This window comes from Streptomyces sp. SP17BM10, assembly GCF_036322405.1.
Classification (GTDB): Bacteria; Actinomycetota; Actinomycetes; order Streptomycetales; family Streptomycetaceae; genus Kitasatospora.
The window spans coordinates 45,916-66,743 of the sequence record NZ_JAQYXB010000504.1; the positions used below are offsets into that span (position 1 = coordinate 45,916).

Genomic DNA, 20,828 nt, shown 5'->3' on the forward strand with positions numbered 1-20,828 from the left:
CATGGCCGCCCGCCCGCGCACCACGCCGGGCGACACCGCCGGTGCGGGCAGGGTCACCCTGCTGCGCACCGGCGGCGGCGCCGGACCCGACTGGGGCGCCTACGCCCTGCTCTACACCACCCGGCCCGCAGACGGAGGCCTCACCGAGGCCGTGATCGGCTACTGCGCACCGGACGCCGACCTGCTCGACCCCGCCTGGGGCCTGCACGAACAGCGCCCGTACGGACCGGCCGGCACCGCTCGCCGCCCGCTGGGCGAGTACGCGGCCGCGGCAAACCCGCCCCGGGGCCGGGGCGAGTCCCCCGGCGCCTACGGCCAGCGCATAGCGCTGTTCCTGCTGCGGATCGCCAGCGCGAGCCGCCTCGTCCCCTCCCCGCGCATCGCCGACCTCCCCTGGGCCTCCTGGGCGCTGGCCACCGAACAGCACGTCGTCCTCGCCCCGGACCCGGACCACCCCGGCCGGGGCTGGGCCGGCCACCACCAGGTCCGCATCGGACGCCTCCTCACCCTCCAGCCCAAGCAGCCCTGAACCAGACGGCGGCCCCACCCGGGGCCGCCGTTTCCCGTCGCGCACCCGGAAGGGAGCAGCACCGCCATGACCACCGCCACCGCCCTGATCGCCCGCGCCGAGGCCAGCCTCGACCGCTACCAGCACGCCCTTGGCTCCGAGGACACCGACGCCGCCCGCGCCCTGCACCGTGACCTGCTCGCCCTGCTGCCCGCCGCCCGGGTGCTGCTCGCCGAACGCGACGACCTCGCCCGGCACCTGGAGGTCGCACGCCGCGACCCGCTCACCGACCTGCCCGCCCGCGCCGCCTTCACCACCGCCGCCGAACAGCTGCTCGCCACCGCCGCCGCGCCCGCGGTGCTGATGGTGGACCTGGTCGACTTCAAGGCCGTCAACGACACCCACGGCCACGAGGCGGGCGACGCGGTCCTCGCCGCCACCGGCCGTCGCCTCACCGGCTGGGCCGGGGCGGCCGCCGTCGTCGGCCGGCTCGGCGGCGACGAGTTCGCCGCCGTCCTCGACACCGACCCCGCCGCCCTGCCCGGACGACTCGCAGCCCTGCGCCGGGTCCTCGAACAGCCCGTCGACCACCACGGCCGCCAGCTCACCGTCGGCGCATCCCTCGGCACAGCCACCCTCGCCGACCACCCCACCCGGGAGCTCTCCACCCTCCTCCACGCCGCCGACCTCGCCATGTACGCCGACAAGGGCCGCGGCCGACGCGGCCGACGCCGCACCTTCACCGCCGCGGCCTGACCTAGGAAGGGATCCACCCCGATGCCCCGCACGACCATGCCCATCACCGGCATCCACGCCGACGGCACTCCCTGCACGCACCAGGTCAACCAGCGCACCGGCCGCCCCAAGGACCCGAACAGCGACTGCACCGGCCGCACCGGCTACGGCGCCACCTGCTCCGCCTGCAACGAGACCGTCACCAACTACCTCAAGCTCTTGGTCGCCCCCGAGGTCACCAAGCACCTGCGCCAGCACACCAACTGACCCTAGAAGGGCCCGCCTCCCCGGCGTCGGAAGCCGGAGGAGGCGGGCCCTTTTGCTTTTGTGGACCCCGACGCTAAGGCCTGATTACTGGCCAGGGGCCGGGTGCAAAAATTTTGCACCCCAGCGGGCGACGTGGGGGACGCGGTTGTCGATCCCGGCGGGAGGCCCGGTTAGGGTCACGGGCTATGGCACTCACACCGGCCGCGGCGATGACAGTAACCGCGATGATCAACCAGAAGGGCGGCGTCGGCAAGACGACCGACACCCTCAACCTCGGCGGCGCGCTCGCCGAGTACGGGCGCCGTGTCCTGCTGATCGACTTCGACCCGCAGGGCAACCTCTCCACCGCGCTCAAGGTCGAGCACCTGGACGAGGACGCGCCGAACAGCCTCCCCAAACTGATGATCGGCGGCGGCGACATCCGCGACGCCATCATCCACCCCCTGCCGGGCATCGACCTCATCCCGGCCTCTCTCGACATGTTCTTCCTGCCGGGCCGGCTGCGTGAGCAGAAGATGGGCGAGCTGCGCCTCCAGCGGCTCCTGGCCCAGATCGAGGGCGAGTACGACCACGTCCTCCTCGACTGCCGTCCGGCGATCGACGACGACACCGACGCCGCCCTGGCTGCCGCGACCGACGCCGTCATCCCGATGGACGTCGACACGTTCAGCATCAGGGCCGTCCACTTGCTCCTCGCGCAGGCCGCCAAGACGATGAACGCCCTCGGCCGCAAGCCGATGGACTACCGAGGCATCGTCATCAACCGCATCGACCGCCCGTTCTCCGACTTCAACCAGTCCGTCTACGACGCCCTGTTCACCCTGCCCGTTCCGGTGAAGGGCGAGGTCCCGGTCCGCTCGAAGATCGCCGAAGCGCGTGAGATCGGCGGACAGCCCGTGTGCATGTACGCCCCGAAGGACGAGGCCGCGAAGATCTTCCGCAACATGATCGTCTCCCTCGGATTCGTGGAGGCCGCAGCGTGAGCGGTAAGACCCGAGAGCGCAAGAAGTTCGTCATCGACACCAGCGTGGGCACGAGCGTCGAGAAGCTGGCCACCGCCATGTCCTCCGACCAGGAGGCGCTCAAGCAGGAGATGGAAGACAACCGGGTAGACGGGATTCCCGCACCCGTCGACTTCAGCAAGCTCACCGGCACCGACGCCGACAAGCTCAAGCAGCTGGAGGAGATGGTCCACACCGCCGACCAGCGCCTGGACGGCGAAATCCAGTCCGCCCAGACTCGCTACGTCATCGTGGTCGGCAGCATCCTGCGGCACATCGACGAGAACAACCTCACCGCGAAGGCGTCGACCGGCCTCACCTTCGCCCAGTACGTCTGGGACCGGTTCCGCATCCGGTACCGCCGCGCCCGGCAGCTCATCGAGGCCGCGCCGATCGTCTCCGAAGTCGTGGCCGCCAAGGTGTTGCCCTCCCCGAACGAATCGCAGGCCCTGGCCATCGCCGGCTTCCTGCACACCCGCGGCCCCGATGTCGCGCGCCAGGTCGTCGGCTCGATCGAGAAGGCCGGCCAGAAGGTCACCGCCGAACGGCTCACGGAAGCGATCAACGCCTACGAGCTCTCCCTGATCCCATCCCAGCCCCAGCTGGAGAGAGCTGCTACCCCCGCCGACGGCGAGAAGCCGTCGAACGGCGAACAGCAGACCAACGAGGAGAAGGACGACCACGAGATCCTCGAAGGGGAACTCGTCGTCGAGCCGCTGACGGCCAAGGAACTACGCCAGGCAGTCTCCCGGCGCTCGCTCGACCTCGCCAACGCGCTCGGCCGGGGCCGCTTCACCCCAGGGGAGATCCAGCGGATCCTCGCGGAGGCCTTCATCGACAGCAGTGACCCCGCCGTCTACAAGGCCGTTCTCCGCCGACTGCGGAACGCCGACTGACCGGCGCGGAGCCGACGGACAGTAAGAAGGGCGCCCGGCCAATTGTGGTGGCCGGGCGCCCTCTTGCGTACTCAGCGCACCCTACCCGAGCCATCGGACAGCCGTGTCCGGGCATCATCAGATCATGACTCCTTCGCCTGATGAGATCGAAGCCGCCCGCACCCCCGCTGGCGGTTGGACCAGGGCGCAGCTCGCGGCCTGGGGCGTGCCGTGGCCGCCGCCCAAGGGCTGGAAGCAAGAGCTTGCCGAACGCTGGGAGGCGGAGCAGGCCGCGGCTGGCTGATCCCGTACGCAGCCTTCATCGGGGCACCCGGTCAACCGGCCGCGCTGCACCGGCGGCCTGATCGCAGACGGGAAGATCCGGCCGCCTGACTGCGCACCGGGCCCGAGGCGGCAGGCTCTCCTCGGGACCGCCCGGCCGGTGCGTGCGCCCGGCTGCGCCCGCGCACTCTTGACGGCGCGTCAGCCGGGCGGAACGGTGGAGGCGCAAGGATCCGCAACCGGCTTGGCACAAGGAGCGGTCATGGCACTACGGTTCAGGGGCATCGACCCGGACACGCCGAACGGTGGGTCTCCGACCATCTGGTTGGAGGACGAGAAGGCGGAGATCGTCGTTCAGGGTTGGCTGCCCGACATGGAGATGTACCGCGTGATCAGTGAGACCGAGTGGGTGGAGGGCCACGCCACCGGCGTCCCGGACCACGAGGGCGTCGTCCGGATCCCGGTCCGGATGATCCCGTTCCTGCGAAAGGTGTGCGATGAAGCCGAGCGTGCCGGACTTTGGCGCCCTGCTGAGGAAGGCTGAGCGCTCCGCCTGCCACCTGGAGATGCGCGACTCCTACATGGACGACCCCGTCTTCGCCGACTGGCGCGCCGGCCTTCCGGTCGATCGGCCCGAGGCGTACGACCTGCCCGACGAGTACACCGCCTGGGCGGCCCTGGTGCGGGAGACCGTCGGGCGTGGGGTGGTAATGCGCCGGGCCCGCATCGTCTCGGAACCGGTCACCGCCTACATCCGGTGGGAGCACGCGATCACCGAGCGGCACAACATCGCGCTCGGCGAACAGGTCCGCTGGCTGCCCCGCTCGAAGGCCTCCGACCTCGCCCTGCCGGGCAACGACCTGTGGCTGGTGGACGAGCGCCTGGTCCTCTTCCACTGGTTCACCGGTGACGGCGAGTGGGCCGGCCACGAGACCACCGAGGACCCGGCCGTGGTCAAGATGGTGACCGGCGCCTTCGAGGCGGTCTGGGAACGGGCCGTCCCGCACGCCCAGTACACCGTCTGACCAACCGTCCACCACCACCCCCAGCGGGCAGCCAGCACCATGCCGTCGTCACCGTCGTCCAGCGTCATCGAAGCGCGCAAGGCCCTCGCCGCCCGCCTGGTCGGCCTGCGCAAGGACGCAGGCCTGACCGGCGACGAGCTGTCCGCCCGCTGCGGGTGGCACCCGGCGAAGACCTCCCGGATCCAGAGCGGCAAGTCCGCCCCCTCCGAGGACGACCTGCGCGCCTGGTGCACCGCCTGCGGCGCCGACGACCAGGTCCCCGAGCTGATCGCCGCCGCCCGCGCGGTCGACTCCATGTACACCGAGTGGCGCCGCATGGAACGCAACGGGCTGCGCGCCGCCCAGGAGTCCGTCGCCGCCCTCTACCGCCGCACTCACCTGTTCCGCGTCTACGCCAGCCGCGTCATGCCCGGCATGGTGCAGACCCCCGAGTACACCACCGCCGTGCTGCGCTCGATCCAGCGCGCCCGCGTCGAGGTCGACGACGTCGCCGACGCCGTGGAGGCCCGACTGGAGCGCCAGCGGATGCTGTTCTCCGGCCGGCACCGCTTCGGCCTGCTCATCGAGGAGTGGGTGCTGCGCGCCGCGGTGTGCGACCCGGAGACGATGGCCGCCCAGCTCGGCCACCTGCTCGCCGTCTCAGCCAGCCCGTTCGTCAGCGTCGGCGTCATCCCGACCGGGCCCGACCGCCCGCACCTGCCGGTCGAGGACTTCTACCTGTTCGACGAGGCCGAGGTGGCCGTCGAGCTGACCTCCGGCTACCTGCGGATCACCCAGCCACGCGAGATCGCCGACTACGTCCGCACCTTCACCGACCTGGCCGCCATGGCCGTCCACGGGGCCGGGGCCCGTCAGCTGATCACCGCGGCCATAGCCACTCTTGGGTGACTTCGCGCAAGAAGGCGCAACCTCGTTGAGGACCCAGCTGTGCACTCCCTACCGTCGAACCGTCGCCCGCCGTGACGGACCGGACACCCGGCCCCCGGCGGGCGTGCCGGGACCGCTGCGCCCGCCCGCCCCCCGTCGGGTGGGCGCAGCCGTCGCCGCCGACGAGAGAGCGGAGAACCGCCGTGGCCGCGCACCGCATACCCCGCCCACCGGCCACGGCCGCGCCCGGGCAGCGCCGGCGGGTGCGGGGTTCACGGTGACCACGACCGTCGAGACGCCGACGCTTCCCCCCGTTGCCGACTTCGCCAGGGCGCTGCTGCCGTACGAGCCGCAGTCCGCCTCGGCGGCCCGGCGCCTGGTGCGCACCACGCTGCGCGCCTGGGGACTGGACGACCTGGTCGAGGCCGGCGAACTCATCGTCAGCGAGCTGGCGGGCAACGCGGCGATGACCGGCTGCCGACAGAAGATGACGGTCACCGTCGAGCGGATCACCGAGCGGTGCGTGCGGATCAGCGTCCGCGACGGCTCCCGCAGCCTGCCCTGCGTGATCGACGCCGGCCCCGCAGCCGTGTCCGGTCGCGGGATGGCCCTGGTCCACCACCTCACCGGCGGGCACTGGGGCGTGACGCCGGAGCCGTTCGGCAAGACCGTCCACGCGGATCTGCGCACTCGCGCTCCCGGCCCGGCGTAGCCCGCGCGGGCCGGGCCGGCCCTCTACTCCTCCCGGGCCCCGGGAGGGCACCATCACAGCGACGGAAGGAGCTCGGCATGGACCACGACGGAGGCCACGGCGGCGGAGGCTCGGGCGGCGGTGGCGGCGAGGGGGACGGGCACCCGGGCACCCCGTGGACGCCGCCCTCGGACCCGCCGAACCCCGACGGCAGCACGCCGCCCGGTGACGGAGGCCACCGCAAGTGACCAGCACCGCGCAGAAGGAGGGCCGCCCCTTCCCGGGGCGGCCCGCCCGCACGTGGGACGCGGCCTTCACCGCGGTTCCCCGCTCCCTGTTCCTGCCCGACTTGATGTGGGCGCACGACCTGGCCACCAACACCAGCCGAGCCGTCAGCAGGACTGCCGACCCGGACGGCTGGGCGGCGGCCGCCGCGGCCGACATCCCGATCGTCACGCAGTGGGACGACGGCCGGCACCACGGAGAGCAGCCCGGCAGCGTGCCGACCAGCTCGGCCTCCCAGCCCTCGGTGGTCGCCGCGATGCTGGAGCACCTGGACGTCGAGGCCGGGCAGCGCGTCCTCGAGGTCGGCACCGGCACGGGGTGGAACAGCGCGCTCCTGTCCCACCGGCTCGGCGACGCCAACGTGGTCACCGTCGAGATCGACCCCGACGTCACCGCCCGGGCCCGCACCGCCCTGCACGAGGCCGGCTACCGGCCCACCGTGGTCTGCGGTGACGGCGCCGCCGGCTGGCCGCCCGGCGCCCCGTACGACCGGATCGTGGCCACCTGCGCGCTGCGCGAGGTCCCCCACGCCTGGATCCGCCAGGCCCGCCCCGGCGCCCTCATCCTCACCCCCTGGGGCACCCACTACAGCAACCTCGACGCCCTGCTGCGCCTGGAGGTGGACGACGACGGCGCGACTGCGTCGGGCCGCTTTCTGGAGCCGGTGGAGTTCATGAAGCTGCGCTCCCAGCGCCTCACCTGGCCCGAGCCGCCCGGAGGCGGCGGTACCCTCGCCGAGGGCAGCACGACGACCACGCCGCCCGATCACGGCCGGCATGCCGCCTTCACCTTCCTGATGGGGCTGCTCCTGGACGGCGTCACGCACGCGGTCCAGCCGTACGACGACGGCGCCCGCACCCTGTGGCTGTACTCGCTGACCGAACCGGCCTGGTCGGCGACGACGTTCCGCGACGGCGAGCGCGAGCACCAGGTGCGCCAGTACGGAGCCCGGCGGCTGTGGGAGGAGTTCGAGACCGCCTACGCCTGGTGGACCGCAGCGGGCCAGCCGGGCCTTGCCCGGTTCGGCCTCACCGTCACCCCGGACGGGCAGCGCCTGTGGCTGGACGACCCCGCCCAGCTCCTGCCACGCTGACCGCACCCCCACCCAGCGAGACGAGAGGGGACCGGGCCGTGGAGGACGAGCCGCTGAGCGAGTGGGCCGCGCGCCGCAACCGGCGCCTGCGCCCGGTCGGAGCGCGACGGGTCGTCACCACGGCCGCCGCGCACATCGACCCCACCGCCCCGCGGCTGCTGCAGGAGTGGGACGGGCACGGCTGGGTGGCGGTGGCGCTCACCGACGAAGCACCGACAACCGCGGTGGCGACCGGCTCCGGCCGCCACCGCCGGCCCTGACTATCGCCGACGGACCGCGCCGCATCCGCCGCCCGACCGTGCCCGTCGCGTCGTCCGCTCGTTGACCCTGCCGAGCGTCCCGACCAGGGCGCGCGGTTGCACCTGCTCCACACCGCCCGGCTCGTACACCCCCACGGGCCGGGCGCCGCAGCGTTGCCGCTTCGGGGCGGCCGGGCCCGTACACAGCCCGGTCGCCCCCAGCCGTGTCTCAAGTCACCCGAGGGCGTTGTCCGGGTGGGCGGTTCGACCCCGACAGGGCGGCCCCACCACGAGCGATTCGAGGACGACATGGCAGGGTCCAAGTCCCGCAAGGACGGCAAGGCGAGGGCGAGCAGGGAGAGCCGGCGGCGTGCCGCGGCGCAGAAGCCGACCGAGTGGTTCGGCAGCGCCGTGCACAGCGTCCAGGGCCTGATGCACCTCGACGTTCGGCCCGCCGGGAACGGACTGCTGATCACCGCGTCCCCGGCCGAGGCGGGCGACCGGACCGAGGCATGGCAGCTTCGTCTGCGCAACGACGACGGCGGCCAGGGCCTGCGCGACCTCGCCGCGGCGTTCCGCACCGGCACCCAGCACGCCCTGGGAGGAGGCACCGACCGTTGGCTGGCGTTCTTCCCCGACCCCCAGCAGCCCGGTATCGGCTCACTCGTCAGCGCGCGGCCCGGCCCCGACCCCGAAGGCCCCGCCGACATCCTGCGCCGCGCCGACCGGCCGCTGACGCTGTGGGCGGAGGCCGGCACCGCGATGGACGGGATCATCGAGAGCCTGGACACCACCCTGCCGCCCGAGCAGTGGGATCCCGAGGACGCCCTGGTCTGCCCCGGTTGCCTGCGGCCCGTCTACGACAGCACGCAGTCCATCGGCATGTTCCTCGGTGCGGGGATGCCGATCGGCGGACTGTGCCGGTTCTGCGTGAGCGGGCAGACGCTGCGCACCGTCCGTGAGGCGGGCCTGGTGATCCCCGAGCAGCAGCGCGCCGTCCTCGAGGCGATGGCGGGCGCGTAGCAGGACGTGCCCGCCCCGGCCCCGGCACCACCGTCACGTGGTGCCGGGGCCGAGGTGCTTCCGCGCGCATTATCGGAACCGAAAATCCGTGCCGGATCGTGGTGCTGCGCCCCAGGCCATAGACGTTTCTGCGCGCGGGTCCTGTCTGTTGGACTCTGAGCGCCTCGAAGGGGTGAAGAACACACCTCTCTCGAAGGGGGGCGCCATGACGCCCATTCAGTCCGCTCTGCAGTTCCTCGCCGAGGCCTTCGCCGACCCGGCCGGCCCGCAGGCCGACCAGCTCGCCCACGCCGTCCGTAACCTCAGCTCCGTTCTCTCCACCGTCCCGGCCGCCGCGAACGCCGTGGCCGCCGTCCGCAAGCTGCGCACCCCCAAGGTCCCGGCCGCCCTGCCCGCCCCGGGCTGCTGCGGCATGTGCCCGGCGCCCCGCCCCGAGGCCGGCGCCGAGTAGGGCCCGAAGCAGTTCGGCCCGGCCACCGGGAGGGTGGTCGGGCCGAACGGTGCTGGGCCTGCGTCAGGCCTTGCGCAGGGCGAACGCGACGCCCGCGCTCAGCACAGCGAGCTGGGCCGCGCTCAGGCCGAGCACACGCGCCTGGCTCTTGGCCACGTTGCTGAGCACGTAGCCGCCGACCAGCGCCGCGCCGAGCACGACCACGGCCTTCTGCTGGCTTCCCGTCATCTCCTCCACCTCCTCCCGCCTTTGTTGGTAACCGATCACGCTCCCACCTGGCACCGACAATCAGGGCTGACCAGAGGCCATGAGTACCGTGTGCTGTCATTGATGAGATGTTTGTGCGAGTAGAAATGTTGCTGACAGGGCGGCGTTCTGTGATACCTTTTGGGATAGGAGGTATGTGATGTCTGAGATTTTCGCGGCGGTGGACGCGCTGCTGGCCAAGGCTCGGGACGGCGGGGACCTGCCGGAACCGGCCGAACGGGAGCGGCTGCGCAAGGCCGCCGGCCTGACCCAGGTCGAGGTGGCCGACGCCCTGAGCACCCGGCGGGAGACGTTCGCCAAGTGGGAGAACGGCACCGCACAGCCGCGGGCCCCCAAGCGCGGCGCCTACGCCTTCCTACTCGCGGGCCTGGCCGACATCCACGGCACCCAAGGCCCGGACGGCTGGCTCACCCTCGCCCGCCAAGCCCGCCCCCTCGACACCAGCACCGACGCCACGGAAGGGAAGTGACACCCTGATGGACCGCAAGACGTACACCGCGAAGGTCGCCGAGCTGCGCCCGCTGCGCGAGGAGATCGGCAAGGCCGAGAAGACGGTCGCGGCCGCGCAGGCCGCGCTCGACAAGCTCAACTTGCAGCGCGCCCGCCGGATCACCGAGCTCGCGGGGTACGAGGGCGCCCAGGCGCCGGCCATCGCGAAGGCCTCCGGGCTGTCGGTCGGTGACGTCGTGCGGATCGCGCCGCTGCTGGACCCGACCCCGGCCGCCGTCCGCGCCCCCAAGGCCGACGACCAGGCCGCCGCCGCTGCGCCCGTCGCGCCCGTCGAGGCGCCGAAGGCCGCGCCGGTCGCCGAGCCCGCCATCGCGGTCGCCCCGGCGCTGACCCGCCCGGCCCCCGTCGTTGAGCAGCAGGCCCCGGCCGTCGAGGCGCCGACCGAGGTCGAGGACCAGGCCGCCGCCGTCGAGCAGCCCGTCCCGGCCGCGCCCGCCGCTGCGCCGGTCGTCCCGACGGCTCCGGTCGCTCCGGTCGCGGCCGGGCCGCGCGAGCTGCCGACCCTCCCGGAGGGCCTGGCCGGTGCCCGGTTCGAGGCCGTCACCACGGGCCTGGTGTCCAAGCGCCCGAACTTCACGCAGCAGGCCCGCGCCACGGTGTTCCTGGACGCGGCGACCGGCGACCTGGCGGTGCGCGACCGCGTGGTGCGCCTCGACCTCGGCGCCCGTACGCCGGGCGAGATCCTGGACGCCGTCCTGCACACCGCGCCCGGCACCGAGCGGATCTACATCACCGCGGGTGCCCCATGGCACGACGGTGCCGAGCGCTACTCCACGCTCAAGGACGCCGTGGCGGCCTGGCTGAACACCTCCAGCGAGCGGTGGACCACCGCGGTCGGCTCGGGCCGGGACAAGCTGGCCGGGCACTTCGTGCACCAGCGCCAGCCGGTCGGCCGCTACGCCCCCGCCGCGTCCCCGGAGGGGCCGGTGACGGAGGTCCGGTCGATGGGGGAGTGGTTCGACCCGGACGGCGCGGACGTGGTGACCTGCCGTCAGGCGTTCACGCTGTTGTGGCAGGCGCTGCGGCGGCACTGGGACGACGCGGTGCTGATGGGCTCGCCGTCGCAGACTGGCCGGGACCTGTGGTCGCGCACCATCCCCACCACGGGTAAGTGGGCGGGCGGCTACCCAGTCCTGTCCGAGGAGCTGCGCGGGCTGCTGCACGCGACCGGCGGGCAGGGCCGCACCGAGCTCATCCTGCCGCCGCGCGTGCCGGAGCAGCTCCCGGCGCTGGTGGAGTACGACCGCACCTTCGCCTACGCCAAGCACCTGTGGAAGTCCCCGGTCGGCACCCCGCGCCGGATCACCGCCGCCGCGTTCGCCGCGATGACCGAGGCGGAGCAGGTCAAGGCCTTGATGTCCTGCTCGCACTGGAACGTGCGCGTGACCGTCCCGGCGGGCTGGAACCACGTCGGCCTGCTCCCGGCCCCCGTCACCGGTGACCGCGCCTGGATCTACCCGTCCGAGCCGGGCACCACGTTCACCACCTGGGCTGGCGGCGCCGAGGTCCACCTCGCCTTGTCGAACCACCTCGCCCCGTGGAAGGTCGAGATCCTCGGCGGCCTGCTTTTCGAGGACGGCAAGCCGCTCGACGAGTGGGGCAAGCGCCTCAAGGCCGCCTGGGCCGACCTGACCAACCTCTCCCGGATCCACGGCGACGAGCGGCAGCGCACCGCCGCCTACCTCGCCAGCCGTGCCGTTCGCTCCGTGCTGCTGTTCGGCCTCGGCGGCTTCGCCCAGCGCCCGCGCCTGGTCTCCGGCACCACCCCGCTCGGCGAGGCCCTCCCGGCCGGGGTCGAGATCCTCGGCCAGGACGGCGAGGTGGTGACCTGGCAGCGGCAGGCCGGCTTCTCCCGCGACCCGTACGCGCACCCGGAGTGGGCGGCCTACGTGTGGTCGGGGGCGCGGGCGGCGCTGCTGGACATGAAGTACCGCCAGGGCAAGGAGGTCATCGGCTACGCCGGGGCCCTCCACGCGAAGCCCGGCACTGTCGTGTACTTCGGCACGGACGGCATCGCCCTGACCGAGCGCCAGCCCTGGCCGTACCGCGGGGAGCCGGGCGACTACCTCCTCAAGGGCCACCTCACCGGCCCCGTCGAGCACCCGACCTCTCAGGAGCAGTACCTCAAGCTGCGCGGCCTGGGCCGCACCGAACTCGCCGCCACCGAGAAGGGAGCTGACCAGTGAGCCCGGCCGACCCGAACCAGCCGAACGAGGCCGCGCGGCTGACGCAGGAGCTGATCGACCAGGGCTACACCAAGCGCCAGGTTGCCAAGATGCTCGGCCGCGACGCCTCGCTCGTCTCCCAGTTCTTCACCAAGGGCAAGGGCAAGGCGTTCGTCGGCGCGCTGCGCCAGGTCGTCCGCGCAGTGCGCGGCGGCGAGCGCGACACCGAGGCGCTGTCCGGCATCGCCGAGGCGAACACCACCCGGCGCCGGACCAAGACCGGGCAGAAGGCCCGGACGCGGCAGAAGGACGTCGTCGGCAAGCCCGGCGAGTCGATGGCCGGCCGCGCAGGGAAGCAGGCCATCAAGTCCGGCGCGAGCCACCTCGCCCCGGTGGTGCACGAGACCGGCCAGGCCGGCGGCCGCCTCGCCTTCACCGTCCGGATGAAGGCCAACCAGTACGTCTACAGCGCGGGCTCGGAGAAGGACTCCGGCGGCGTCCGGCGCGGGTTCATCCCCCGCGCGGACGGCACCGAGGAGCGCACCTACGGCTCCGCCTCGACCGGCGGGTTCGACGCCGCCGAGTGGTCGCAGCGGGTCGCGGACCACCACGGCGACGTGACCGCGGCGATGCGGGAGTGGCTGGTGGAGACCGGCCGCGCGGTCGAGGACGCCGACATCGCCTACCTCGAGGTCCGCGGCTGGATCCCCGAGGACCAGCAGTAGTCCGGGCGGCCTCTCCCCAACCATGACCTGGCCCCGGGGAGAGGCCGCCCGCACCGACCCTCCCACAGCACCGCCCGTACCGGCCCCGCCGTCTCAGCATCCGAAGGAGAAACCGCCGCCGTGGAGACCACCACCGCCACCGCCGAGCAGGCCGTACCGGCCGCGTTCCGCGCCGCAGCCGCTCAGCCGGTCCCCGCGCAGCCGTCCGGCACCGCCACGGTGAACCCGCTGCCGCTGCACTGGTTCCAGAAGGACGCCGTCGCGGCCGCGGTGCGCGAGGTCAAGGACGGCGGCCGCGCCACCGTCATCGCGGCGACCGGCTCCGGCAAGACCCTCATCGCGGCCGGCTGCGCCCGGCGCCTGGCCGCCCGTGGCCGGGTGCTGGTGCTGGTCCCGACGATCGAGCTGCTGGAGCAGACCGCCGAGGCGTGGTCGCTGCGCGGCGGGCGCCGTGGCCTGGCGGTGGCGGCGTGCTCGCGGGAGGAGGCGCTGGAGAGCGCGGAGGCCGGCGGCCGCGTCCACGCCCAGGTGACCACGCAAGCCCCGCGGATCGCGGACCTGGTCGCCAAGGAGAAGCCCGGCGAGCCGGTCACCGTGTACGCCACCTACGCCTCGCTGGAGCGCATCGTCCAGGCCCACCGCGACTTCCGTCTGCCCGCGTGGGACCTGGTGGTCATCGACGAGGCCCACCGCACGGCCGGTGCCGAGGGGAAGGCGTGGGCCGCGATCCACGACGACACTCAGGTCCCGGCGAAGCGCCGGCTGTACTTCACCGCCACCCCCAGGATCGCGGACGACCGGCGGGCGAAGGACGGCCTGGCCGACCTCGCCGACGCCGAGGGCGCGGAGAAGCTGCCCGCGCTCTGCTCCATGGACTCGGAGGAGATCTACGGCAAGACCTGTTTCACCTGGACCCTCGGACAGGGAATCGAGCACGGCTACCTCGCCGACTACCGCGTCCTCGTACCGGTGGTGACGGACGAGGACCTGCGCGAGCTGCTCAACCTCCCGGCCGTCGCCGACCTGCGCTCCCAGCGCAGCAACGAGGAGCTGCTGCGCCTGGCGCTCCAGGTCGCGGTGCTGCGGGCGGTTGCCGACCTCGGCCTGCGCCGGGTCATCACGTTCCACTCGCGGGTGGCTGGGGCGCGGGAGTTCGCCGGCACCCTGCTGGAGGCCTCGGAGCTGCTGCCCGACGCGGAGCGTCCGGAGCGGATCTGGGCGAGGGCGGTGGCCGGCACCGACCGCCTCAAGGAGCGCCGCGCCGCGTTCGCCGACTTCAAGGCCCACACCGGCGAGGACGGCGAGGAGTGCGGCATCCTGTGCAACAGTCGGCTCCTGACGGAGGGAATCGACGTCTCCGCCGTGGACGCCATCTGCTTCGCGGACCCGAAGTCGAGCGTCATCGACATCGTCCAGGCCGTCGGCCGCGCGCTGCGCCAGTCCTACCGGCAGGGCAAGGTCTCCTGGGTCATCATCCCGGTCTACCTGCCGACGCCGGAGATCGGCGACGACACCGCCACCACCGACCCGGCCGAGGTCCACGACGCGGGCGAGGCCGTGAAGGCCGAGGCCGACGCCGAGATCGAGGCCTCCTCCTTCCGTACGATCTGGCGGGTCCTGCGCGCCCTGGCGGCGCACGACGCACGGGTGGTCGGCCGGATCACCGAGCTGCGTGGCGCGCGTTCGCAGCCCACCGCGCACACCACCGCGACCACGGCGGCCTCCGAGGGTGAGGCCACCGAGCCCGGCAGCGAGGGGGAGCAGTCGTCGGCGGCCGAGTCGCCGATCGAGTGGCTGCGGATCAACGCGAAGCAGCACGCGGCGAAGATCCTGCAGACCGTGAAGCTGCGGGCGTTCAACCCGCGCGCCGTGGAATGGCAGCGCATGCACGCGGTCGCGGCGGTCTTCCACCTCCAGCACGGCCACCTCGACCCCACCGACAAGACGAAGCACGCCGAGCTGATCTCCTGGCTCACCCGCCAGCGCCACCTCTACGGCCAGGGCCTGCTGGACGCCGCCCGGATCTCGGAGCTGGACGCGCTCGGCATGATCTGGTCGAAGAACGCCAACGCCTGGGAACGCGGCTACGCCTACGCCGCCGCGTTCCACCACCAGCACGGCCACCTCGCCATCCCCGCCACCGCCAAGCTGGACGACTACGCGGTGGGCGCCTGGATGCGCCGCCAGCGCAAGGCAGACAACCTCACCACCGACCAGGCCGCCAAGCTCGACGCGCTGGACGAGCTGTGGCGCCTGGAACCGGACTGGAACCGCTCCTACCGCCGCCTGCTCGCCTACCTCGCCGCCGGCGGAACCCTCGACGGCCCCGCCAACCGCACCGGCGGTGAAGCGGACCCGACCTTCCGGCCCGGCACCTGGCTGCGCAAGCAGGCGGGGGCCCGCACCGAGGGAAAGCTGACCGACCACCAGGCCGCGCTCCTGGACGCGCTCACCCGGCACGCCGAGACCGTCACCGGCTGACCCCGTCCCGCACCCATCCCGCCGTCTCGGCCCAGCCAGGCCGGGACGGCCCACCTCCCGGAGGAGACGAGTGACCATCCCCACCACCCAGCCACCCAAGGTCTCCTGGTACGCCCAGTGGGAATGCGGCGCCTGCGGCGACGGCGGCGACGCGCTGTTCGAGGACGGCACCCTGGTCGACGCCGACCACGACTGCGACAGCGACGACGGACCCGAGATCGGCTGGGACGGCCGCGCCGAATGCAACTGCGGCTGGGTTCTGGAGACCCAGTTCGCCGACGGCGACTACGTCGAGGCCGACCACGACTGCACCACCGACCAGTAGCACCACCGCCCGGGGCGGCCCGCCATGGGCCGCCCCACTCGCTTCCTGGAGGCACTGTTGCACGGCTACGGTCGCGCCCTGCTGACCCAGCTCCTCACGGCCGCCGGCCACACCCCCGAGCAGGCATCAGCCGCCATCGCCCGGCTCGAGTACGACGTCCTCGACTGGGCCGCGGCCGCCGCCGAGAGCACCACCTGGTGCTGGCCGGAGGGCCACAGCGACGACTTCGACAACGGCTGGACGGCCGGCTGCGACGCCACTCAAGCCCGTCTCGCCGAGCGCGCCGAACAGGCACGCCTCGAAGCCCGCAACGGCGGCCTCCCCGTCCCACCAGGGCCGACCACCCGCCCCGCGCACCCGACACCGGAAGGCACCGCACAATGACCACCGGAACCGGCACCACCCGCCCCGACCCGGACCCCGCCGTGCCCGGCCGGCTGGAGCTGGCCTCGCACAGCAGCCGACCCGCGCCCGCCGACCGAGACCTGGGCCGTCCGATCCTCGACTCCCCGCTGGTGCGCGGTTCGGTGTGGCTGCGCTGGAGCGGCCACGACGGCATCCGCACGCTGCACCAGGACGCCGGCCTGGCCCGCGGCTGGACCGAGCGCGACATCGACGGCCTGGACGGCTGGGTGGCCCTGGTGGACGGCCGGGTCGTCCTCGAAGCCCGCCCCGGCAGCGTGCCGGAGCCCATCGTGCACGCCGAGGCCTGGCAGGCCGGCGCAACGCTGCACGCCGCCCTCGCCCAGCACCCCGCCCGCCCCGATCACACCCAGGACGAGGACGAGCTCGACGACCAGGAGCACGGGCTGCTCGGCGACGTTCCTTACTCGGTCCGCCGTCGGGCGGCCGGGATGACCCTGGAGAGAATCCAGCAGGCCCTGGAACAGGCCCAGTTCGAGGAACGCTGCGCCGACCGGCACGCCGACGCCGGAGACGAGACCGCCTACGCAACCGCAGCCGCCGCCCGCGCCGAATGGCAGCGCATCCACGACCACACCGCTGCCACCCAGGCCGAGCGCTACGACCCCGACCACGACACCGCCTTCCAGCACGCGCTGCGCCTCGATCGCCACCGCCGCGACGTCGCCGCGTGCGCCCGCGAGGCCGTCCACCGGGCCCGCCAGACCACCGACGCCGCCCACCGCCGCCTCGCCGGCACCGCCGCTCAGCCCCTCTACACCGCCCTCGACCGCGCCGGCATCTACAACCTGACCGACGACGACCACCAGGCCGTCCGCGACCTCACCCAGCACCTCGACCCGGCCACGCTGCGCCAGGTCATCAGCTGGCTGGAGCGCACCCGTACCGCGGCCCTCGCACTGCGCGGCACCGAGCCGACCCGGCCCGCACGGCCCATCGTGCGGCGCAGCCGGTTCTGACACGTCGCAAGGCGCCGGCCACCATCAAGGGCGGTCGGCGCCTTGCGCGCTGTGCGTGCCGTCAGTACCCGCTCCCGTAGAGGTGCTTGTCCCACTCGCCGGGCCAGACCCACTCGTACATCACCCGCCGCGCCCAGTAGCACCGGTTGATGCCGCGCAGGTGCTCGTCGTAGGACTCGACCGGGCTCGTTGAAAGCGTGTTCCAGCGGTTCAGCCAGTATCCGTCTGCCTGGCGGAACGCGAAGGTTCCGCGGGCCTTGCGCATGTCGGCGAACGTTGTGGACGCCTCGACCTCCCGCTGGAGCTCCAGGTACAGGCGGCGCCGCTGCGGGTGGGTGGTCTGCTCGGCGAGTTCGCCGAGCGCGGCGATGATCATTGCCCGTCCCTCGGCGAGGATCTCCTCGGCGGTCGGGGGCGGCGGCAGGAGGGAGGGCCGCTCGCGGACGGCGGCGACGGCGGCCTGGTGGCTCTCGCCGGTCTTGGCGGCGCGGGCCCGGGCGGCGTTCTTCCGGGCGTGGTTCTTGACCATCGGGTGTCCTTGCTGGTGGCCGGTCCGCGATCCGGGCCACTGGACGGCACCGGGACAGTCTGCTGCGTGGCGGGCGTTGATGCGGGGCACCGTCAGGACGTTGGTGCTGCCGGTCGCGGCCGTCAGCTGTCCGGGACCGACACACCGCGCGGCCCGCCAGCAGCGTATCGGGACACGGCCGGTGCCGTCAGGCCGGCTTCGCCTCATGGCGCGCTGTCAGCCGGTCGGGGCGGCTGGCTCGGATTGGGTGGAGTGTCCTGACTGCGAGAGCACCCGCGGGAAGAAGCGGCTGGGGCCGCTGGTGCTGCCCGCCCTGACCAAACGCGAGCAGGTGGCCGTCCTCCTCTCCGCCCCGGACGATCCGTGGTGGGAGGTACGGGCGCTGCACGCCGAGCTCTCCCCGGTGAGAGAGCGGAAAGCGTGACTGCCTGTCCGGATCAGTCTGGTCGGCGGTCGGTTTCAACGGCGAGCTGGGTGCCTTCGTAGGTACGGCCACGGTGGTCGACGTGGAAGCTCACGGCGAGGGCCTCGGCGATGAGCTGCTCGTGCTCCCTGTTGTCATCGTCGTCGTGAATGGTCACAAGGACTGCAGGTGTACCGACCGGGGCCAGGTTGGCGAGCTGGGAACTGATAGGAGAATCGGGATCGACGCGAAGGGCGTCCGTCCGGTTGTTACCAGTTGGGTAGCTAGACACCTGTGTCGGGTAGGCGGTGCCGATGCGGAAAGTACTACTGACTGCGTTGAAGACCGCGCGCACCGCGTCTGGTGCAGGATCGTCGGTCATGCGTACGGACACAGTCAGGGTCATCTCGACCTCCACCAGTTTTCCGGGCTCCCTCCAGACTGAGCCTGGTACGAGTGAGATGCGCGCCGCCTGTTGCACGCCAAGCTTTACCCGGTGAAGGACCGCTGGGTGTGACCTGTTGGTGGTTTTGGGTGTGGAATGGCCTCTCACGCCGTGTTGTCTGGACCTTTGGTTGGACCTGTCGGGGGGTGTGGGTCGGGGTGGCTGTGGTCCGGGTTTGGTGACTGTGTGTGGTTGCGGGTGGGGTTGGGGGGTGGGTCGGCCCGGTTCGGGGGTGGGCCGGGTGTTGTGGGCTGTTTTTTGGGGGGTGAATTCCGCTGGGTATTCGGCCCGGTTGTTTTGGCGGATTGGCCGTCGGGTGGTGGTGTGGATTCGGGTCGGAATTTCGCTGTCCGGGGTGGTGGCGGGGTTGGTGTTCGGTTTGGCGGGGGGTTGGGCTGTGGGCTTCTCGGTGGCCGCCGTCCGGGCCGCCGTCCGGGCCGCCGTCCGGGCCGCCGTCCGGGCCGCCGTTCGGGCCGCCGGCTTCGGCGGCTCCCCGCCCCCGCCTGTCCGCCTGCTGCTGGGCCCGGCCGTCGTCCTGGTCGGCCGCCAGGCCGTCCCGCTGCGCCCCGGCTCGGCCGCGCCGTCCCGCTGCGCCCCGGCTCGGCGGCGCCGTCCCGCTGCGCCCGGCTCGGCCGCGTCGTCCCGCTGCGCCCGGCTGGGCGGTGCCGTCCGGCCGTTCGGGTCGGTCCGGGTGCTGTTGGGTGCCGACGTTCGGGCTGGACGGCTGGGTGGCCGTCAGGCCGCTGTGGAGGCCGCTGTGGTGGTGGCTCGGGAGTAGTCGGCGGGTTGTCGCGTCCCTTGTCGCGTTGCCTGTCGCGGTGGGGTGGTGTCGTGTGGTGTGACGTGGGCGGATACCCCTGATGCCCTGTGTGTGGTCTGGGCGCGACAGGTGGGTGCGACAGGGTGCCGGGGCGGGGCCGCGGCTGCTGCTCGGTGGTGACGGTCGGGAAGGCCGGCTTTCCCGACGGCCTGGTCCTGGTGGTGGTGCTCGGCGGCCGGTGGTGGGCGGCCGGGTGGTGGGTGCGGGTGCAACGCGGTGTTGCGCCGGGGGTGCAACACGGGGCCGTGTTGCGGGTCTGACCAGGCGTTATGTGGCTGGGAGCGGGGGCGGGTGGGCGTGTTGCACCCCCGTGTTGCACCAGCCGCGCCGGTCCGCCGGCCTCGACGCCTGCCCGCGCCGCCTGGCGCCCCCTCTGCTGCGCCCTGGCCCCCTTCCTGGCCCTTGGGTTGCCCGGCCGTTTCCGGGGCCGCTCTGCCCGCCGTCCGGCCGTCGTCCTGGCCGTCGCGCAGCCGCGTCTCGGCCCCGCCGCCCTGGCTCCGGTGTTCGGTTTGGTGGTGCTGCTCCGGGAATTGCTCCATTGACGCTGCACGGGAATTTCCTGGGCGGTCGGGCTTGGCGGTCGCCGTGTCGGCTGTGAGGGCCGTAGGCCCCTTTCCGGCGCGCCCGAACTCGATTCCCGACCGCTGCGCCGCTCAGGGCTTTCGGATTGCGTCACGGAAGGGAGCGGGAAGGGAATTCATATTCTCGTCGGGAGCGCGACCGGATGGGCCCGTGATGGACGGTGGCCGGGTGGCTCGCTGTTCACGTCTCGGGCCGGTTCGAAAGCCGGTAGGATAGAGCCGTTCGGCGTTCCTGGAAACGCCGTAGGATCCGCTTCGGATGCCCGGTCCGGTAACGGCGGTTGAGGTGCCGTCAGGGGCCGCCGTGCGGGGCGCTCGTGAGGGCCCGTCACAGGGCCGGGGAGGACCGGGCCGGACGGGCGGCCCGGAGGCGACCGACGAGGGCCGCAGGCCCCGCCCCGAGGGCGGCGGATGGGGCCGACAGCCCAGCAGCCACAAGGCGAAACCGGCCATCGGCCGGAACCGGGGGAGCGGGCCGGGGGGTGAGGTTGTTGCTGATACCCGAAGTCCGCGACACATCGTCAACGCCCGGAGCCGCAGGCCCGGGCCGGCACCCCCGCCCGACCGGGGAAGGGGGCCGCTACCCGAATTCCGCGTCACATCGTCAACGCTCACCCCCGGACGCAGCCCGGGAAACCCTGCCAGCCAATCGGCCCGTAGGGCCGTGAAAAGGCCAGCCAAAGAAAGCCGGAAAGCCGACCGATTGACGGGCCGTAGGCCCGTGACAATGCCCCGGGAATGGCGGAGCGCAGCGACGCCGGACGCCCGCCCCAACGGCGCGTGCCGCGCCCACGAATTCGCCACCGGCGAATTCCCCCAGCCACGCACCGCCCGCCGAGGCGCAGCCGAGGCC

General features: G+C 72.9%; 26 protein-coding genes. 23 read left to right on the forward strand and 3 right to left on the reverse strand.

Annotation, left to right across the window (positions count from 1 at the left end):
• The first annotated feature begins 1 nt into the window (after position 1).
• The 14 genes from PUR71_RS09080 to PUR71_RS09145 all read left to right on the forward strand — a co-directional run bounded on the left by PUR71_RS09080 (position 2) and on the right by PUR71_RS09145 (position 9,342).
• Entirely contained in the window at positions 2-529 is a 528-nt protein-coding gene (locus PUR71_RS09080; RefSeq protein ID WP_329925887.1) for a hypothetical protein, read from the forward strand.
• A 66-nt stretch (positions 530-595) separates the two neighbouring features.
• Complete coding sequence (locus PUR71_RS09085; RefSeq protein ID WP_329925888.1) at positions 596-1,264, forward strand: GGDEF domain-containing protein; 669 nt, start codon at positions 596-598, stop codon at positions 1,262-1,264.
• Between the two features lie 21 nt (positions 1,265-1,285).
• Positions 1,286-1,510, forward strand: a complete 225-nt coding sequence (locus PUR71_RS09090) for a hypothetical protein (RefSeq protein WP_329925889.1) — start codon at positions 1,286-1,288, stop codon at positions 1,508-1,510.
• A gap of 185 nt (positions 1,511-1,695) precedes the next feature.
• On the forward strand, positions 1,696-2,493 hold the full coding sequence (locus PUR71_RS09095; RefSeq protein WP_329925890.1) for a ParA family protein: 798 nt from the start codon (positions 1,696-1,698) through the stop codon (positions 2,491-2,493).
• Positions 2,490-3,407, forward strand: coding sequence for a hypothetical protein (locus PUR71_RS09100; protein WP_329925891.1), 918 nt, complete (start codon positions 2,490-2,492; stop codon positions 3,405-3,407). The genes PUR71_RS09095 and PUR71_RS09100 overlap by 4 nt, the downstream gene beginning before the upstream one ends.
• Before the next feature lie 523 nt (positions 3,408-3,930).
• Complete coding sequence (locus tag PUR71_RS09105) at positions 3,931-4,212, forward strand: hypothetical protein (RefSeq protein WP_329925892.1); 282 nt, start codon at positions 3,931-3,933, stop codon at positions 4,210-4,212.
• The gene (locus PUR71_RS09110) at positions 4,166-4,693 is read left to right on the forward strand and encodes a DUF6879 family protein (RefSeq protein WP_329925894.1); all 528 of its coding nucleotides are present in this window, start codon (positions 4,166-4,168) and stop codon (positions 4,691-4,693) included. The genes PUR71_RS09105 and PUR71_RS09110 overlap by 47 nt, the downstream gene beginning before the upstream one ends.
• Before the next feature lie 39 nt (positions 4,694-4,732).
• On the forward strand, positions 4,733-5,581 hold the full coding sequence (locus PUR71_RS09115; RefSeq protein WP_329925896.1) for a helix-turn-helix domain-containing protein: 849 nt from the start codon (positions 4,733-4,735) through the stop codon (positions 5,579-5,581).
• 256 nt (positions 5,582-5,837) lie between these two features.
• Entirely contained in the window at positions 5,838-6,272 is a 435-nt protein-coding gene (locus PUR71_RS09120) for an ATP-binding protein (protein ID WP_329925898.1), read from the forward strand.
• 77 nt (positions 6,273-6,349) lie between these two features.
• Positions 6,350-6,499 (forward strand): hypothetical protein, encoded by a 150-nt coding sequence (locus tag PUR71_RS09125; RefSeq protein ID WP_167745251.1) that lies wholly within the window; start codon positions 6,350-6,352, stop codon positions 6,497-6,499.
• Positions 6,496-7,629, forward strand: a complete 1,134-nt coding sequence (locus tag PUR71_RS09130; protein ID WP_329925901.1) for a methyltransferase domain-containing protein — start codon at positions 6,496-6,498, stop codon at positions 7,627-7,629. The genes PUR71_RS09125 and PUR71_RS09130 overlap by 4 nt, the downstream gene beginning before the upstream one ends.
• A gap of 38 nt (positions 7,630-7,667) precedes the next feature.
• Positions 7,668-7,889 (forward strand): DUF6087 family protein, encoded by a 222-nt coding sequence (locus tag PUR71_RS09135; RefSeq protein WP_329925903.1) that lies wholly within the window; start codon positions 7,668-7,670, stop codon positions 7,887-7,889.
• Between the two features lie 288 nt (positions 7,890-8,177).
• Positions 8,178-8,891 (forward strand): hypothetical protein, encoded by a 714-nt coding sequence (locus PUR71_RS09140; protein WP_329925905.1) that lies wholly within the window; start codon positions 8,178-8,180, stop codon positions 8,889-8,891.
• Between the two features lie 205 nt (positions 8,892-9,096).
• Positions 9,097-9,342 (forward strand): hypothetical protein, encoded by a 246-nt coding sequence (locus PUR71_RS09145; RefSeq protein WP_329925906.1) that lies wholly within the window; start codon positions 9,097-9,099, stop codon positions 9,340-9,342.
• A 63-nt stretch (positions 9,343-9,405) separates the two neighbouring features.
• On the opposite strand, the gene PUR71_RS09150 is transcribed toward PUR71_RS09145, so the two are convergent.
• Entirely contained in the window at positions 9,406-9,570 is a 165-nt protein-coding gene (locus PUR71_RS09150) for a hypothetical protein (protein ID WP_329925907.1), read from the reverse strand.
• A 178-nt stretch (positions 9,571-9,748) separates the two neighbouring features.
• On the opposite strand from PUR71_RS09150, the gene PUR71_RS09155 reads away from it, so the two are divergent.
• The 7 genes from PUR71_RS09155 to PUR71_RS09185 all read left to right on the forward strand — a co-directional run bounded on the left by PUR71_RS09155 (position 9,749) and on the right by PUR71_RS09185 (position 17,197).
• Entirely contained in the window at positions 9,749-10,078 is a 330-nt protein-coding gene (locus PUR71_RS09155) for a helix-turn-helix transcriptional regulator (RefSeq protein WP_329925909.1), read from the forward strand.
• Between the two features lie 7 nt (positions 10,079-10,085).
• A complete protein-coding gene (locus PUR71_RS09160) occupies positions 10,086-12,305 on the forward strand; it encodes a hypothetical protein (protein WP_329925911.1) in 2,220 nt (739 codons plus the stop codon).
• Positions 12,302-13,009, forward strand: coding sequence for a helix-turn-helix domain containing protein (locus PUR71_RS09165; RefSeq protein ID WP_329925912.1), 708 nt, complete (start codon positions 12,302-12,304; stop codon positions 13,007-13,009). The genes PUR71_RS09160 and PUR71_RS09165 overlap by 4 nt, the downstream gene beginning before the upstream one ends.
• A gap of 120 nt (positions 13,010-13,129) precedes the next feature.
• Entirely contained in the window at positions 13,130-15,490 is a 2,361-nt protein-coding gene (locus tag PUR71_RS09170) for a DEAD/DEAH box helicase (RefSeq protein WP_329925913.1), read from the forward strand.
• Positions 15,491-15,560: 70 nt separating this feature from the next.
• A complete protein-coding gene (locus PUR71_RS09175) occupies positions 15,561-15,815 on the forward strand; it encodes a hypothetical protein (RefSeq protein WP_329925914.1) in 255 nt (84 codons plus the stop codon).
• Between the two features lie 24 nt (positions 15,816-15,839).
• Complete coding sequence (locus tag PUR71_RS09180) at positions 15,840-16,199, forward strand: hypothetical protein (protein WP_329925915.1); 360 nt, start codon at positions 15,840-15,842, stop codon at positions 16,197-16,199.
• Entirely contained in the window at positions 16,196-17,197 is a 1,002-nt protein-coding gene (locus PUR71_RS09185; protein WP_329925916.1) for a hypothetical protein, read from the forward strand. The genes PUR71_RS09180 and PUR71_RS09185 overlap by 4 nt, the downstream gene beginning before the upstream one ends.
• A gap of 61 nt (positions 17,198-17,258) precedes the next feature.
• On the opposite strand, the gene PUR71_RS09190 is transcribed toward PUR71_RS09185, so the two are convergent.
• On the reverse strand, positions 17,259-17,726 hold the full coding sequence (locus PUR71_RS09190; protein ID WP_329925917.1) for a hypothetical protein: 468 nt from the start codon (positions 17,724-17,726) through the stop codon (positions 17,259-17,261).
• 247 nt (positions 17,727-17,973) lie between these two features.
• Between PUR71_RS09190 and PUR71_RS09195 the strand changes: the two genes are divergently transcribed.
• Positions 17,974-18,150 carry a hypothetical protein gene (locus PUR71_RS09195; protein WP_329925919.1) on the forward strand — a complete coding sequence of 59 codons (177 nt, stop codon included), beginning with the start codon at positions 17,974-17,976 and terminating at the stop codon, positions 18,148-18,150.
• Between the two features lie 13 nt (positions 18,151-18,163).
• Here PUR71_RS09195 and PUR71_RS09200 read toward each other — a convergent pair whose 3' ends face one another.
• On the reverse strand, positions 18,164-18,547 hold the full coding sequence (locus tag PUR71_RS09200) for a hypothetical protein (protein WP_329925921.1): 384 nt from the start codon (positions 18,545-18,547) through the stop codon (positions 18,164-18,166).
• A 424-nt stretch (positions 18,548-18,971) separates the two neighbouring features.
• Here PUR71_RS09200 and PUR71_RS09205 point away from each other — a divergent pair, with 424 nt between their 5' ends.
• Positions 18,972-19,352 carry a hypothetical protein gene (locus PUR71_RS09205; RefSeq protein ID WP_329925923.1) on the forward strand — a complete coding sequence of 127 codons (381 nt, stop codon included), beginning with the start codon at positions 18,972-18,974 and terminating at the stop codon, positions 19,350-19,352.
• Positions 19,353-20,828: the final 1,476 nt, after the last annotated feature.